At 73.5% G+C, this 12,380-nt stretch carries 14 protein-coding genes and 2 pseudogenes; 2 read left to right on the top strand and 14 right to left on the bottom strand.

What is annotated here, in order from left to right:
* Positions 1 to 88 precede the first annotated feature (88 nt).
* The 3 genes from AB0C02_RS01245 to AB0C02_RS01235 form a co-directional block, all read right to left on the bottom strand.
* Positions 89 to 268 carry a hypothetical protein gene (locus AB0C02_RS01245; protein ID WP_357539854.1) on the bottom strand — a complete coding sequence of 60 codons (180 nt, stop codon included), beginning with the start codon at positions 266 to 268 and terminating at the stop codon, positions 89 to 91.
* Positions 269 to 356: 88 nt separating this feature from the next.
* Positions 357 to 704 carry a thioredoxin domain-containing protein gene (locus AB0C02_RS01240; RefSeq protein ID WP_357539852.1) on the bottom strand — a complete coding sequence of 116 codons (348 nt, stop codon included), beginning with the start codon at positions 702 to 704 and terminating at the stop codon, positions 357 to 359.
* On the bottom strand, positions 674 to 1,066 hold the full coding sequence (locus AB0C02_RS01235) for a MerR family transcriptional regulator (RefSeq protein ID WP_357540964.1): 393 nt from the start codon (positions 1,064 to 1,066) through the stop codon (positions 674 to 676). Before AB0C02_RS01235 ends, AB0C02_RS01240 begins: the two co-directional genes overlap by 31 nt.
* 106 nt (positions 1,067 to 1,172) lie before the next feature.
* Here AB0C02_RS01235 and AB0C02_RS01230 point away from each other — a divergent pair, with 106 nt between their 5' ends.
* Entirely contained in the window at positions 1,173 to 1,832 is a 660-nt protein-coding gene (locus AB0C02_RS01230; protein WP_357539850.1) for a dienelactone hydrolase family protein, read from the top strand.
* 4 nt (positions 1,833 to 1,836) lie between these two features.
* Here AB0C02_RS01230 and AB0C02_RS01225 read toward each other — a convergent pair.
* Positions 1,837 to 2,040 (bottom strand): annotated as a pseudogene (locus AB0C02_RS01225) (SMP-30/gluconolactonase/LRE family protein); the annotation flags it as partial.
* Here AB0C02_RS01225 and AB0C02_RS01220 point away from each other — a divergent pair.
* Positions 2,030 to 2,230, top strand: a pseudogene (locus AB0C02_RS01220) (Lrp/AsnC ligand binding domain-containing protein); the annotation flags it as partial. The pseudogenes AB0C02_RS01225 and AB0C02_RS01220 overlap by 11 nt on opposite strands.
* Before the next feature lie 60 nt (positions 2,231 to 2,290).
* Here AB0C02_RS01220 and AB0C02_RS01215 read toward each other — a convergent pair.
* From AB0C02_RS01215 to eccB, 10 genes are all read right to left on the bottom strand, one after another.
* Entirely contained in the window at positions 2,291 to 2,953 is a 663-nt protein-coding gene (locus AB0C02_RS01215) for an HAD-IA family hydrolase (protein WP_357539848.1), read from the bottom strand.
* Between the two features lie 76 nt (positions 2,954 to 3,029).
* Entirely contained in the window at positions 3,030 to 3,707 is a 678-nt protein-coding gene (locus AB0C02_RS01210; protein ID WP_357539846.1) for a C39 family peptidase, read from the bottom strand.
* A 250-nt stretch (positions 3,708 to 3,957) separates the two neighbouring features.
* The gene (locus AB0C02_RS01205; RefSeq protein WP_357539844.1) at positions 3,958 to 4,782 is read right to left on the bottom strand and encodes a hypothetical protein; all 825 of its coding nucleotides are present in this window, start codon (positions 4,780 to 4,782) and stop codon (positions 3,958 to 3,960) included.
* 152 nt (positions 4,783 to 4,934) lie between these two features.
* Positions 4,935 to 5,312, bottom strand: coding sequence for a hypothetical protein (locus tag AB0C02_RS01200; RefSeq protein WP_357539842.1), 378 nt, complete (start codon positions 5,310 to 5,312; stop codon positions 4,935 to 4,937).
* 152 nt (positions 5,313 to 5,464) lie between these two features.
* A complete protein-coding gene (locus tag AB0C02_RS01195; RefSeq protein WP_357539840.1) occupies positions 5,465 to 7,783 on the bottom strand; it encodes an FtsX-like permease family protein in 2,319 nt (772 codons plus the stop codon).
* Positions 7,780 to 8,463, bottom strand: a complete 684-nt coding sequence (locus tag AB0C02_RS01190; RefSeq protein ID WP_357539838.1) for an ABC transporter ATP-binding protein — start codon at positions 8,461 to 8,463, stop codon at positions 7,780 to 7,782. Before AB0C02_RS01190 ends, AB0C02_RS01195 begins: the two co-directional genes overlap by 4 nt.
* Positions 8,460 to 8,984 carry a PadR family transcriptional regulator gene (locus tag AB0C02_RS01185; RefSeq protein ID WP_357539836.1) on the bottom strand — a complete coding sequence of 175 codons (525 nt, stop codon included), beginning with the start codon at positions 8,982 to 8,984 and terminating at the stop codon, positions 8,460 to 8,462. Before AB0C02_RS01185 ends, AB0C02_RS01190 begins: the two co-directional genes overlap by 4 nt.
* Before the next feature lie 111 nt (positions 8,985 to 9,095).
* Positions 9,096 to 10,370, bottom strand: a complete 1,275-nt coding sequence (locus tag AB0C02_RS01180) for a WXG100 family type VII secretion target (RefSeq protein ID WP_357539834.1) — start codon at positions 10,368 to 10,370, stop codon at positions 9,096 to 9,098.
* Positions 10,354 to 10,728: a hypothetical protein gene (locus AB0C02_RS01175; protein ID WP_357539832.1), complete on the bottom strand. Its 375-nt coding sequence runs from the start codon at positions 10,726 to 10,728 to the stop codon at positions 10,354 to 10,356. The genes AB0C02_RS01180 and AB0C02_RS01175 overlap by 17 nt, the downstream gene beginning before the upstream one ends.
* Positions 10,729 to 10,839: 111 nt before the next feature.
* Positions 10,840 to 12,306, bottom strand: a complete 1,467-nt coding sequence (gene eccB, locus AB0C02_RS01170; RefSeq protein WP_357539830.1) for a type VII secretion protein EccB — start codon at positions 12,304 to 12,306, stop codon at positions 10,840 to 10,842.
* Between the last annotated feature and the right edge of the window lie 74 nt (positions 12,307 to 12,380).

Here is a 12,380-nt window from a genome sequence, read left to right as displayed (position 1 = left end):
CCCGGCCGGTTACGCCCGGCCGAGGCCGGCCCGCGGCGTAGGCCGGCCCGGCCCTGGACATCCAGGGCCGGGCCGGTCGGTGCGTAGGTCAGAACTGGCGGCCGTTGGACGGTCGGCCCTCGGCGTCCCGGGGCGCCATCGCCCGCGGGTCGTCGGCGGTCCGCGCCTGCGCCGCTTCGTCGGCCCAGTCCCGGGAGCGCTCGGCGTCCGGTTCGCGGCGTTTTTGCTGGGCGTTCTGCTGGCGGGACCTGTTCTGCTGCTGGGCCATCACGATCCTCGCGATCCGTCGGGGCGCGGCTGCGCCGGTCCGTGGGTCACCCCGCGCCTTCCCGATCGCCCCGGTGGCAAACGGCGGCTCAGGCGTCGAGGTGTCGGGCGAAGCTCAGCCGGAGGTGGTTCTTCGGGCGGGAACCGACGATCGAGCCCACCAGCCGCCCGTCTCGGAACACCAGCAGGGTCGGCAGGGACAGCACCTGGTACGCCCGCGTGGTTTCCGGGTTCTCGTCGGAGTTGAGGGTCACGATGCGCAGCGCTTCGCCAAACTCCTCGGCCAGTTCCGCCAGGTGCCGCGACACCGCCCGGCACGGTGGGCACCACTCCGCCCAGAAGTCGACCACGACCGGGCGGTCGGCGGCCAGCACGGTGGCGGCGAACGTCGCGTCGGTGACCGTGGTCAGTCGGGTCTGGGCCGTGTCCTGAGGCATGTTTCCTCCCGGTGGGCGATCGCGCGAGCGAGCTGGTCGTGCAACTGTCGGCGTACCGTGCCGAGCCGGTCGAGGTAGTCGTCCACCTCGGCGAGCTTGCGCCGCAGCACGGCGACCGAGTCGGGGCAGACGTCGCCGGAGCTGTTGCCGGCGCGAAGGCAGGCCACGAACGGCCGGATGTCGTCCAGGTCGAAGCCCACCGCCAGCAGCGCCCGGATCTCGTGTACGACGCGCAGTTCCGCGTCGTCGTAGCGCCGATAGCCGTTGGCGGAGCGGTGTGGCCGCACCAGGCCGCGGGCCTCGTAGTAGCGCAGCGTCCGGGTACTCGTACCGGCCCGTTCCGCCAGCTCACCGATCCGCATGCCGACCTCCATGCGGGCAACGCTAAACCTTGTCGCCGACGTCAAGGCAAGACGCCGACCCTGGGGTGGGGAGGTGAGGTGGGGGGTGGTGGGGGTATGCGGGGGCGTGGAGACGCGCGAGGTGACGATTCCGGTGGCCGAGGGCGGGCTGGCCGCCGACGTGTTCATGCCGTCCGGGCCGACCGGCGTGGTGCTCTTCGCCCACGGCAGCGGCAGCTCGCGGCACAGCCCGCGCAACGTGGCCGTCGCGAGCCAGCTCAATGCCCGGTCGCTGGCGACCGTGCTGGTCGACCTGCTCACCCCCGACGAGGACGTGCTCGACGCCCAGACCGCCGAGCTGCGCTTCGACATCGGGATGCTCGCCGGGCGGCTGGCCGCGATCGTCGACTGGATGGGCGACGAGCCGACGCTGGGCCGGCTGCCGATCGGCCTCTTCGGTGCCAGCACCGGCGCCGCGGCGGCCCTGGTGGCGGCGGCCACCAGGGCGGACCGGGTGGCTGCGGTGGTTTCCCGGGGTGGCCGACCCGACCTGGCGGGCAATGCCCTGTCGAAGGTGCGCGCACCGACGTTGCTCATGGTCGGCGGCTTGGACGAGGAGGTGATCGTGCTCAACGAGCAGGCGCGGGACCAGCTGGGCGAGGTGGCCGAGCTGCGGATCGTCCCCGGCGCCACCCACCTCTTCGAGGAGCCCGGCATGCTCGACCAGGTGGCCGACCAGGCCGGCACCTGGTTCACCACCCACCTGCGTACGCCCCACCCGGCCTGACCGGTCACCAACCCGGGTAGCGGACCCCGTTGACGTTCACCCGCAGGCTGTAGAGCGAGCTGGAGGCGCAGATGCAGAGGTGGTTGCGCTTCGGGCCGCCGAAGGTGAAGTTGGCGACGATCTCGGGGAGGTGCAGCTTGCCCAGCAGGGTGCCGTCCGGGTCGAAGCAGTGCAGCCCGTCGTGGGCGGCGGCGGCCGCCCTGCCAGAGGTGGAGGAGGCGTACGTGATCGCCGGCCCCGCCTCGCTGCTGGTCAAGATCCGGGTCGGAACGCCCGAGCAGCTGCAGGCCAGCTTGCGCCGGCTGTTCGAGGTCGAGGGTGTCACGGGCACGCAGACCGTGGTGGTGCTGGAGAGCTTCTTCGAGCGCCCGCTCGATCCGCACCCGCCGGCCGCCTGATCCGCCGGCCGCCTGATCCGCCGGCCGCCTGATCCGCCGGCCGCCTGATCTGGCGGGCGGCTAGCCCTGGCCGAGTAGGGCGGGCAGCTCGCTGAGGGCGGCAAGCGCCGGCCCGGTCCAGTCGGGATCGCTGTCGTGGTGCTCGGTGGTCCGGATCACCGTCATGCCGGCCGCCCGCGCGCCGGCCAGCTCGCCGTCCGCGCCGTCGCCGACGAAGACGCAGTCGCCCGGAGCAACCCCCAGCCGCTCGGCCGCCGCCCGGTAGATCGCCGGGTCGGGCTTGGCCACGCCGACCTCGCAGGAGAACACCGTGACGTCGAAGCGGCGGGCCAGCGGGCCGGCCGGCCACGCCTCGGCGGTTTCGGCGGTGGCGTTGCTGATCAGGCCGAGCGGGTGGCCGTCGGCGCGCAACGCGTCCAGCACGGCGAGGGTCTCCGGCGCGACCCGGCCCAGCACCCGAATGGCCAGCTCCCGGCGGTGCGCCGCCGCCCGGGTCACCTGCTCCTCGGTCGGTGTCCCGCCGAGCCGTCCAGCGAGGACGCGTACGGTCTCCGCGACGTCCCAGCGCAGCATCCGGTCCCGCCAGGTGGCGTGGTACGCGTCGACCAGCGCCGCCGGCTCCACCCCCACCATCAGGGCCATCTCCCCGACCACCCGGTCCCGTTCGGAGTCCGCCCCGTCGACGAGCGTGTGGTAAAGGTCGAAGATCACCGGTCGCGGCACGGCGGCCATGTTACGCGTCGAACACGGCGAGGGCCGGCCTCCCGTTCGGGGAGACCGGCCCTCGTGTTCCGCTCGGTCAGGAGCTGTAACCGCGGCTGGCGATCCAGTTGGCCAGGTCGGTCACGTTCATCCAGTACGTCGGCTCGCCGGGGCTGGCCGGGTCGGCGATCAGCACGGTGTTGCCGTCGTCCTTGTACTTCACCACGGTCAGGTAGTGACCCGTGTAGCTGTGCGCGACGCCGTCCACGTCCAGGGCGGTGCCCAGGATGTTGGCCACGACCGGGCGGCCCTGATCGACCGCGGTCTTCACATCCGCGCGCAGCTGATCGATCTGAGCCTGGGTGGCCACGTTGTCCTGGATCTCGGTGGTCTTGTACTTGCCACCGGTGTGATCGTTGAGCACCCGGGTGATGTCGAAGGCGGAGTCGGTGCCGTTCAACGTGGTGCCCAGCTCGCTGGCCAGCTTGTCCTGGCTGACCTGCATGCCCTCGGCCGACAGCGCGATCCGGGTCGAGGCCGGGCCGCAGTAGTAGCCGTTGGGCTGGGCCTGGTACTGGTAATCGGCGATAGCACCGGCAGCGGTCGCTGTGGTGGCCGGCGTGGCGTCCGCCGAGGTGGCCGGCGTGCCCGCCGAGGCGGCCGGGGTGGCGTCCGCCGAGGCGGCGTGCGCGGCCAGGACGGGACCGGCGATGACACCACCGGACATGACGAGACCGGCGACGGACAGCATGCTCTTACGGAAAATCGAGTTCATGTCGAAGCTCCATTCGGGGGTTGACGTCTCCGGAGAGACGCAGCACCAGGAGTGGCGCGCTCGGCTGTTCTCAGGGATCCGGCGTTGCAGCCGTACCAGAAGTGCAACGAGCGGTGGTGGCCCCCGATTCCACCCCTCCTGGTGGCCCCGCTCACCACATAACGAACATTCCGCCTCGAATGGGACAAACCAGCACTAACCCCCCCCGGACCTTACGGCGTGCACGGCCGTGTCAGCCCGGGCCGGCCGGTCAGTAGGCCGGCACGGCCGCCCGGCCCCGGGCGGCCGGCGGGATCTCACGGGTGACCTCGGCGGGTCGGCCCGTGGTCGACAGCTCCCGGGTGGTCTCCGGCGCCGTGAGACCCACGATGGACAGCGACGACTGCGGCTCGGGCGTGGGACAGGTCGCCACGTACGCCTCGTCGCGCAGGCTCCGCGCGGCGGCGGCGGCCAGCTCGGCGGCCTGCCAGGCGGCCTGCTCCCGCTCCCGGGCGGCCCGCTGCCGGGTGCGCAGGTTGTCCCGGACCAGCCGACGCAGCAGCAACTCCTGCTCCACCGGGTGCCGGCGCGGGTCCCAGCCCCGATGGCCGAGGATGTCGTTGAGCTGTTCCACCGTGATCTCCTTGCGCCCCTGCGCGTCCAGCGCCGCCCGGTGCAGCCAGCGCTCCCGGTCCGCGTACTCGGCGGGGGTCTGGGCGGTACGCGGCAGGGGCAGCGCGGCGGCGACGGCCAGCCGGCGGACGTCCTCCTCGGCCGCCTCGTACGCCTGCCACGCCTCCTCGACCTGCTCCTGGACGGCCAGCCACTCGGCGCGTCGCCGGTCGGCCGTGGCTGCCGCGCGGGACGACGCCACCTCGACCTCCTGCGCGTACCGGGCCTGCTCGCGGGCCTCCTCGGCCAACTCCAGGCTGGTCGGCATGGCCGCCTCGCTGATCCGCTCGCCGAACACCGAGCGGAACAGGTCCGGGCGGACGATCAGGGCAGCGACGACGATCGCCGCCACGGCGAGCAGGGCCAGCCAGATTCCGGCGGCCTGGGGAACGTCGGGCAGGACGGTGGAGAGAACGGTCTGCATCACCAGCACCTCGTGGTGGAACGGTCGGAACTCATGCTCAGGGCCCGGTTGGACGGGCGGCGGATCGCCGTCGGCGCGACAGCGCCGTTTGGGCCGTACCCCGGAGGGGGCGGCGAGGAACGCAGCGGAGGCCGCATGGGCGGCCGGCACGTTCAGGCGCGCGGCGGGCCGCGGCGGGCGATCGACTCTCGACCGGGGTCGGCGGTCGGCACGACGACCGCGCCCGTGGGCGGCGGCGCGACGTCGTGGTCGACGTGGCGCGACGGTACGTCCGGAGCCGGCGAGGTGAACGACCGGCGTAGCGGCCCGGTGGCGGTGTCCACATCCGGCGCGGCCAGCCGGGCCTCGGCGGCCGATGCGCCGGTCGCCGCGCTCGCACTGAAGACGGTCGCCTCAGCGGTGGCCGGGGCGGCGGCCAGCCCGTTGAGCCCGACGACGAGCACCAGGGCGGCAACCGCCACCCGGGCCAGCTCCCGCAGCCTGCGCAGCGTCGCCGCCCAGAGGGGCGGGGTGAACGCTACGGGCAGCACCGCTCAAACCTATCCGGCAGATCCGCCTCGTGCATCTCGACCGGCGTGTCGGATACGTGAACCGCCCCACCCTGCGCTGTGGACAGACCACTACCGACGGCGGAGCCGACGGCCCACCCGGTGCCCCGCGCCACCGGGTGGGCCGTCGAGGGTCACTCGAATCGCAAACCGTCGGGACGGGTCAGCCGCCAGAGCACCGGCAGGCTCGCCAGCGTTACCAGCAGCACCACCGCGGCACCAAGCCCGACGCCGAGCGCCACCACCGGCCAGCTCACCACCACCGGCGCGCCCACCATCTTGAGCAGGGCCGCCCCCATCGCCACCCCGATGCCGGTGGCGAGCACCAGCCCGGCCAGCACCGGCACCCCGGTCTGCCCCAGCACCGACCAGCCGAGCGCGCTCCGGGGCGTCCCGACGGCGACCAGCGCGGCGAGCAGCCGGCGGCGTTCCCGGAGCTGCTCCAGGACGCCGACCAGCATGCTCACCCCGATCAGCAGCAGGGTGACCACCGCGCCGGCGAGCAGCCCGCGCCGGACGTTGGCGAACTGCGAACTCTCCCGCATCTCGGTCAGCGCGTTCACCGAGGCGAACAGGTCCAGCCCGGCGACGTAGGCGCGGACCCGTTCCACCGCGTCCGGGTCGTGGGGATCCACGCTGAGCAGTGCGTGGGCCGAGACGTGGGGTGGCAGCGACGGCATCGCCCCGGGGGTGACCAACAGCCCGCTGTGCCTTGCCCCCATCGGGTCGTTGCGTACCGGCACGGTCCGGGCGTTCGTGGGTACCCGCCAGGTCACGGAACCGTCGCCGAGGCTCAGCCGGGTGCCGGGACCGATACCGGGGACGGGGGCGTCCTCCCAGGTCAGGAAGGCATCACCGTCGGCGCAGGAGCCGAGGTCGGCGAATTCGGCCAGCGCCGTGCAGTCGCCGACCCGGATCAGGGTCTGATCCTCCGACCCGTCCTGGGCCGGGACCGCCGGCTCGGCGCTGAGGGACAGGGTTCCGACGCTTCGCGTCACGCCCGGCACGGCCGCCAGCTGCGCCAGGGCCTTCCCGGGATCCGGCAGATTGTCCAGCCATACGGCAACCTGGGCCCGGGTCGGGTCCTGGCCGGTGTTCTTCCGGAACTCGTCCTGCACGCCGGCCACCAGCATCTGCAGCCCGATCGTGCCGGCCACGGCGACGGCCACCCCGCTGACCAGCCGGGTCGAGGCGGTGCTGTCGAGCTGGAGTCGTCGGATCGCGAGCTGCCAGGGCGGTGGGCCGCCGCGTAGCCGGCGTACCAGCAGGTCGACCAGCCAGGGCAGCAGGGCGACCGTGCCGACGAGGAGCAGCACCGCGCCGGCCGCGACCTGGGCATGGAACGTGCCGGAGCGGGCGGCCCGGACGTCAACGAGCGGCAGCAGCAGCGCGAGCCCCGCCGCAGGCAGCAGCAACCGCCACCAGAGGCGGCGCCGGGCCGCGGTGGCCCGGCGGCTGACGCCCAACGGCGTGACGAGCACACCGCGCAGGGCCAGCAGCGCCACCCCGGCGGCGAGCAGCGGCACGGCCAGTGCCACCAGCGCCGCCAGCCACGGCACCGGGCGCAGGTCGCCGGGGAACACGCTGATGTCGTAGAGCGAGATCAGCGGCGCCAGTTGGCGACCGGCGAGGAAGAGCAGCGCACCGACGGCGAGCCCGAACAGGGCGGCGGTGCCCGCCTCGGCAGCGGCGATCCGGCGAACCATGCCGGCGTCCGCCCCGAGCAGCCGCAGCGCGGCGAGCCGGCGGTCGCGCTGCTCACCGCCGAAGCGGACGGCCGCCCCGAGGAACACCACGATCGGCAGCAGCAGCACCACGAAGACCACCACGATGAGCAGCCACAGCACCGGACTGAGTTGCTCACCCGGGCCAGAGTCGCCGAAGTGATCCAGGCGCATTCCGCGGTCGGGCCTAATGGTGTCGCGGCCGAGGTAGAAGGCCAGCTCGTGGGGGCCGGACAGGCCCTCGGGACCGATCGTGCCGGTGACCCGGGCCCCGCCCAGGCGGGGTGCGAACAGCGGGCCGTCCGGCGAATCGAGCAGCGCGCGCAGCGCCGGGGAGACCACCGCCTCGCCGTCGTGGGGGAAGGTGGACAGGCCGGGCGGCACCGGCGCGTCGGGGCCCTCCGGGTGGAGGATCCGCCCCCGGACGAAGGTCCCTCGGAAGTCGGTGTCGACCGGTACGACCAGGAACGTGTTCGCCGCCGCCGGCAGATCCGCCCGGTCAACCCAGTCGGCCCGGGCCGCAGTCCGGTCGGCGCGGGCGTCGATCGCGCCGGGCGCCGCCGCGGCGAGCAGCAGCATCGCGACGCCGACGCCCACGCCGAGCGCGGTCAGCACCGTCCGGGTCCAGCCCTCCCGCCCGCCGGTGAAGGCCATCCGCGCGCCCATCAGCAGGTCGCCCAGCGCGGCCCGCAGCCGGCCGCCGGGCCGTCGGAAGTCCACCGCGGTCACGCCGCCTGCTCCAGGCTGCGGGCCCGGCCGTCGCGGACCACGACCTCCCGATCGGAGTACGCCGCCACCCGTGGCTCGTGGGTCACCAGCAGGACGGCAGCTCGGCTCTCCCGGGCCGCGTCGGCGAGCAGGCGCATCACTCGCTCGCCATTCAGCGAGTCCAGGGCCCCGGTGGGCTCGTCGGCGAACACCACCTTCGGGGTGGTGACCAGCGCACGGGCCACCGCGACCCGCTGGCCCTGGCCGCCGGAGATCTCGCCCGGCCGTTTGCCGGCGACGTCGGTCACCTCCAGCCGGTCCAGCCACTCGGTGGCCCGCCGTTCCGCCTCGCGGCGGGGTACGCGCTCCAGCCGCAGCGGTAGCGCGACGTTCTCCAGACAGGTCAGCTCCGGTACGAGCTGCCCGAACTGGAACACGAAGCCGAACTCCCGGCGGCGCAGCGCGCTGCGGGCCTGGTCGGAGAGCGAGGTCAGCTCGGCGCCCCGGTAGAGCACCCGGCCCTGGTCGGGGCGGAGGATGCCGGCCAGGCAGTGCAGCAGCGTGGACTTGCCCGACCCGGACGGGCCCATCAGCGCCACCACCTCACCGGCGCGTACGGAGACCGAGGCGCCGGCGAGGGCCGGGGTCGGGCCGAAGGACTTGTGCAGGTCCTCCGCGATCAGCAGGGCGTCGCCGGTCATCCCCGGACCTCCTTCGCCAGCTCGTCGAGACGTGCCGTGGTCAGCTCCAGCCAGCGCAGGTCCGCCTCCAGATGGAAGAGCGCGTGGTCGCAGATGAGCTGCTCGGCGAGGTCGCCGTGGGTCTTGCGCCGGGTCAGCTCGCGCATCAGCCGCAGGTGCTCGGCCCGCTGGGTGTCCAGCAGGTCGGCGGCGGGGCGGTCGGTGAGCAGCGCGAGCACCACCTTGGTGTAGAGGATGCTCTGCAGGTAGGGCTCGGGCTTCTCGGGCTGGGACAGCCAGTGCTGGACGTCGGTCACCCCCGCCTCGGTGATCGCGTACCGCTTGCGCTCGGGGCCCTCCCCGGGCTCGACCGAGTCGACCTCGACCAGGCCGTTGCGGAGCAGCCGGGACAGGGTGGAGTAGACCTGGCCGAAGTGCAGTGGCCGGGAGTGCCCGAAGCGTTCGTCGTACGCCCGCTTGAGGTCGTATCCGTGTCGGGGGCTGGACTCCAGCAGCCCGAGGAAGGTGTGACCGATCGACATGGAGGAGACTATACACATCAGGTATACGCACTAGGTATACCCGGCCGTGCGAATGCGGACGGCGCGGTGCCCCTTCGCTCAGGGGTCGCCGCGCCGTCCGTCAGCGTGCGGTCAGTCGGTGCCGAGCACCGGTGGCGGCGCCGGCCGGCCGTCGCCCCAGACCATCTCGTCCTCGGTCAGCCAGGTGAGCCGCTCCTCCGACTCATCCTCGTCGTGCTCGCGGCGCCCGCCCAGCACGCCGTTGCGCCCGGCCATCGCGGAGCGCCCGTTCGTGCCGCGGCTGCCGGTGGACCGGCCTTCCGACTCCACCACCGCGCCCCGCCCGCCGGCGAGCCGCCCGGTGCCGGCCGCCGAACGGTTGTCCAGCCCGGCCACGCTGCCCGCCCGGCCGCCGGCCGGCGTGCCCGCACCGGCCAGCGACCCGGTGCCGACCACACCCGGCGCCCCGTAGAGGCCCCCGCTGCCGGTCAGCACGGTCGAGGTGGTGCCGCCGGTGCCGGCAAGGCCGGTGGGCGTCGGGCCGCCGACCGTCACCGGACCGGCGCCGGCGAGCGAGGTGCCGGCGGGGTCGACCACGCCGACGGAACCGACGGAACCGACGGTGCCGGGGCTGCCGATGGTGCCGGGGTTGCCCGTGCCCGGGCTCCCGGGAACGCTGCCGTCCACCGTGTCGCTGGTCGGGGCGGTGTGCTGCACGCCCGACGGGGTCGCGGTCGGCCCCTGGGGGTGCACGAAGGTGCCGGAGGTCGGCCCGGACGAGGGCGTAGCCACCGACGGGCCGCGGTCCAGCGTCGGGCCGGACGGGTCGATGTGGCCCGGCAGGCGGTGGTCGGGCGGCTCGGGGATGACGACCCGCCCGTACGCGGACAGGTCGTAACCCTCGGCCAGGTTGGCGACGACCTGCACCATCCGCTGGTGCGCCTTCTCCTGCTCGGCCTTGTCCTGCTCGTGGCCGACGATGCCGCCGATGACCGCGCCCGTAACCCCGCCGATCAGGAAGCCCTTGGTGGCACCGGAGACCAGCTTGTCGTTGTCGTCGGTCTCCTCCGGGCTCTCCGCCTTCGACTGGGCGGTGCGCAGCGCGGTGGCCATCAGGTCCAACGCCTGCCGCAGGCCGGCCATGTCGTGGGCGAGGTTGCCGGAGTAGTCGACCACCAGATTCACCCGCTGGTGGAACTCTCGCGCGGCGTCGCCCGACCAGGTCTTGGCCAGCGCGTCCAGGTCACCGGCCAGGTCCCGGCCGAGGCTCTCCAGGGTGTCCTTCAGCGAGCTCCACTGCGCGGCGAGCCCGTCGACCTGCGTCGGGTCGCCCGCGGTGACACCCTGGTACAGCTCCCGGTGGCTGACATGTTCGTAGCGCCGGGTGTATTCAGACACGCGGATCATCTCCCTTCGCCGGCTTCATCGCCTCGGTCAGCCCGGAGAGCGCGGCGATGATGTCGGCCGCGGCGGCGGCGTTGCGCGCCTCGGCGGTCCGGTAGTTGGTCGAGATCTTGTGGGTGGCCTCTTGGACGGCCTCGATCGCCCGGCGTAGCCGCTCGGCGTGGTTGACGTAGCTCGTGTACGTCTCGGAGTAGCGACGCATGTTGCCGGTCGCGTCGGTGAAGGTGCCCAGCGCGGGCGGACGGCACTGCATCTCGGTGTTGAGCTTCTTCAACACCGACTCGGCCTCGCTGAGCCGGAGCTTGAGCCGCTGGTGGAAATCCTCCAGGGAAAGTACGTCTACTGTTGTGCGCCCGGTCATGGCAGATCCCCGTGGTCAATGTCGGCAACCGTTGGCCACGCTCAGGTTAGTCGACCCGAACAGCTCGGGGCGACCCGCGGCCAGCCAGGCTCCACACTGGACTCGGCCCGGTCAGCCGCCCTGGGCCGGCGTCGCCGCCGGGTCGCCCGACCCGGGCGCCGCACCGGCCGACAGAGCACCCGGATCGAACTGGGTCATCGCGTCCCGCCGTTCCAGCGTCGGTCCGGTCGGCACCAGCGCCAGCAACGAGGCGGGCACCCCCAACGGCTGCACGTCGCCGTACCCGAGCGCGATCTGCGCGTCACCGGTGGCGGTGCCGAGCGGGAAGCGGACCCCCTGCGTGGTGATCAGGTAGACCGTGGCACCCGCCGCCGCCGTGCCGCTCTCACCGGCCGTCGCCTGCACCAGCACGCCCTTGCCGCCGGGCAGCAGCACGCTCTCGGCGGTACGTACGGCGTCCCGGGGGCCCTGCCGAGCGGCCACGCCGGCCGACGCGGTCAGCTCAGCCGGCGGCTGGTCGAAGACCTCCAGCGTGGTGACCGGCGGCTGGCCCGACCCGCCCGACCGGTACGTGGCGCAGAGCACCGTCCGGCCCGGCCGCACCTCGTGCAGGGCGGGCGGCTGGTCCGGCAGCCCCTCGGCGTCCAGCCGCTCGTCGACGTAGAGCTGGCCGGCCTGGTCCGGCGTGATGTCGGTGACCTGACCGCCGCTGCCGAGCAGCAGCAACGCGGTCATCTCCTTGACCGGCACCAGCCCCTTCCGGGTCAGCACGTAGTAGGTGCCGGCGGCCCGGTAGACCTGGCCGACCCGTGCGGGGCGGCCACCGACCGCCACGCCGCTGGATTCGCCGTCGCCGTCGATGGCCGGCTTACGCAGCGCCGGCCCGACCGGCACCGCGTTGAGCAGCTGCTGCCCCACGGTCAGGGTGGTCGCGCCGGCCATCTTCAACGCCACCAGTGCCTGCTCGTCGCCGACCACCCGCAGCCGGGCACCGCCCGTGAGCAGGTATCGCGCGTCGTTCGTCCGGACCAGGACCGCCCGGTCGGTGAGGGGGACACCGCCCGGCAACGGCCGGTCGATCACCAGCCGGGTGGTGGATCGCCGCGGGTCGGCCGGGTCGGGCACGTCGCAGACCGACCAGGGCAACCCGACCAGCGACTTGCCGTCCGGCAGGTCGTCGGGGGCGCCGACGATGCCCACCGCACGGCCCCGCGGCCGGTCCCTGATGGAGGCCTGGGACACGGTACGGACGGGCGGCGCGGCCTCGTCGAGGATCAGCCGGGCGGAGGCGTAGTTGAGCGTCGGGTGCAGCACCCCGTCGCTGAAGACGTACGTGGCACCGGTCTCCCGCTCGATCACCAACGTGTTCGCCTCCAACGGCGCGGCGTTGCCGGTGAGCTGCCCGTACGCGCCGGCGCCCCCGAGCACCACGGCGGCGGCGATCACGCTGCCCAACACCGCCATGCCGAGCCGTTGCATCGGCAGGTCGTTGGTCTCCGGGTCGCCGGAGAGCAGCGCCGAGACGATGCGGCGGGTGACGAAGCGGTACGCCTGCACCTGATCGCGGCGGGTCCGCATGAAAACCTCCGGCAGGGGTGGGTCCGCGACGATCAGGTCCGTACTCCGTCGCGGGCTTCCCTACGATAAGGGGC

The sequence above is a fragment of the Micromonospora sp. NPDC048999 genome (assembly GCF_040649295.1).
Lineage (GTDB): Bacteria > Actinomycetota > Actinomycetes > Mycobacteriales > Micromonosporaceae > Micromonospora.
This window is presented reverse-complemented; position numbering and strand designations above follow the sequence as displayed.

Excerpts from the sequence above, each read along its gene's own strand:
- AB0C02_RS01245 (WP_357539854.1), bottom strand. The coding sequence starts at position 268 with ATGGCCCAGCAGCAGAACAGGTCCCGCCAGCAGAACGCCCAGCAAAAA.
- AB0C02_RS01240 (WP_357539852.1), bottom strand. The coding sequence starts at position 704 with ATGCCTCAGGACACGGCCCAGACCCGACTGACCACGGTCACCGACGCG.
- AB0C02_RS01235 (WP_357540964.1), bottom strand. The coding sequence starts at position 1,066 with ATGCGGATCGGTGAGCTGGCGGAACGGGCCGGTACGAGTACCCGGACG.
- AB0C02_RS01210 (WP_357539846.1), bottom strand. The coding sequence starts at position 3,707 with ATGAACTCGATTTTCCGTAAGAGCATGCTGTCCGTCGCCGGTCTCGTC.
- AB0C02_RS01205 (WP_357539844.1), bottom strand. The coding sequence starts at position 4,782 with ATGCAGACCGTTCTCTCCACCGTCCTGCCCGACGTTCCCCAGGCCGCC.
- AB0C02_RS01190 (WP_357539838.1), bottom strand. The coding sequence starts at position 8,463 with ATGACCGGCGACGCCCTGCTGATCGCGGAGGACCTGCACAAGTCCTTC.
- AB0C02_RS01185 (WP_357539836.1), bottom strand. The coding sequence starts at position 8,984 with ATGTCGATCGGTCACACCTTCCTCGGGCTGCTGGAGTCCAGCCCCCGA.
- AB0C02_RS01180 (WP_357539834.1), bottom strand. The coding sequence starts at position 10,370 with ATGATCCGCGTGTCTGAATACACCCGGCGCTACGAACATGTCAGCCAC.
- AB0C02_RS01175 (WP_357539832.1), bottom strand. The coding sequence starts at position 10,728 with ATGACCGGGCGCACAACAGTAGACGTACTTTCCCTGGAGGATTTCCAC.
- eccB (WP_357539830.1), bottom strand. The coding sequence starts at position 12,306 with ATGCGGACCCGCCGCGATCAGGTGCAGGCGTACCGCTTCGTCACCCGC.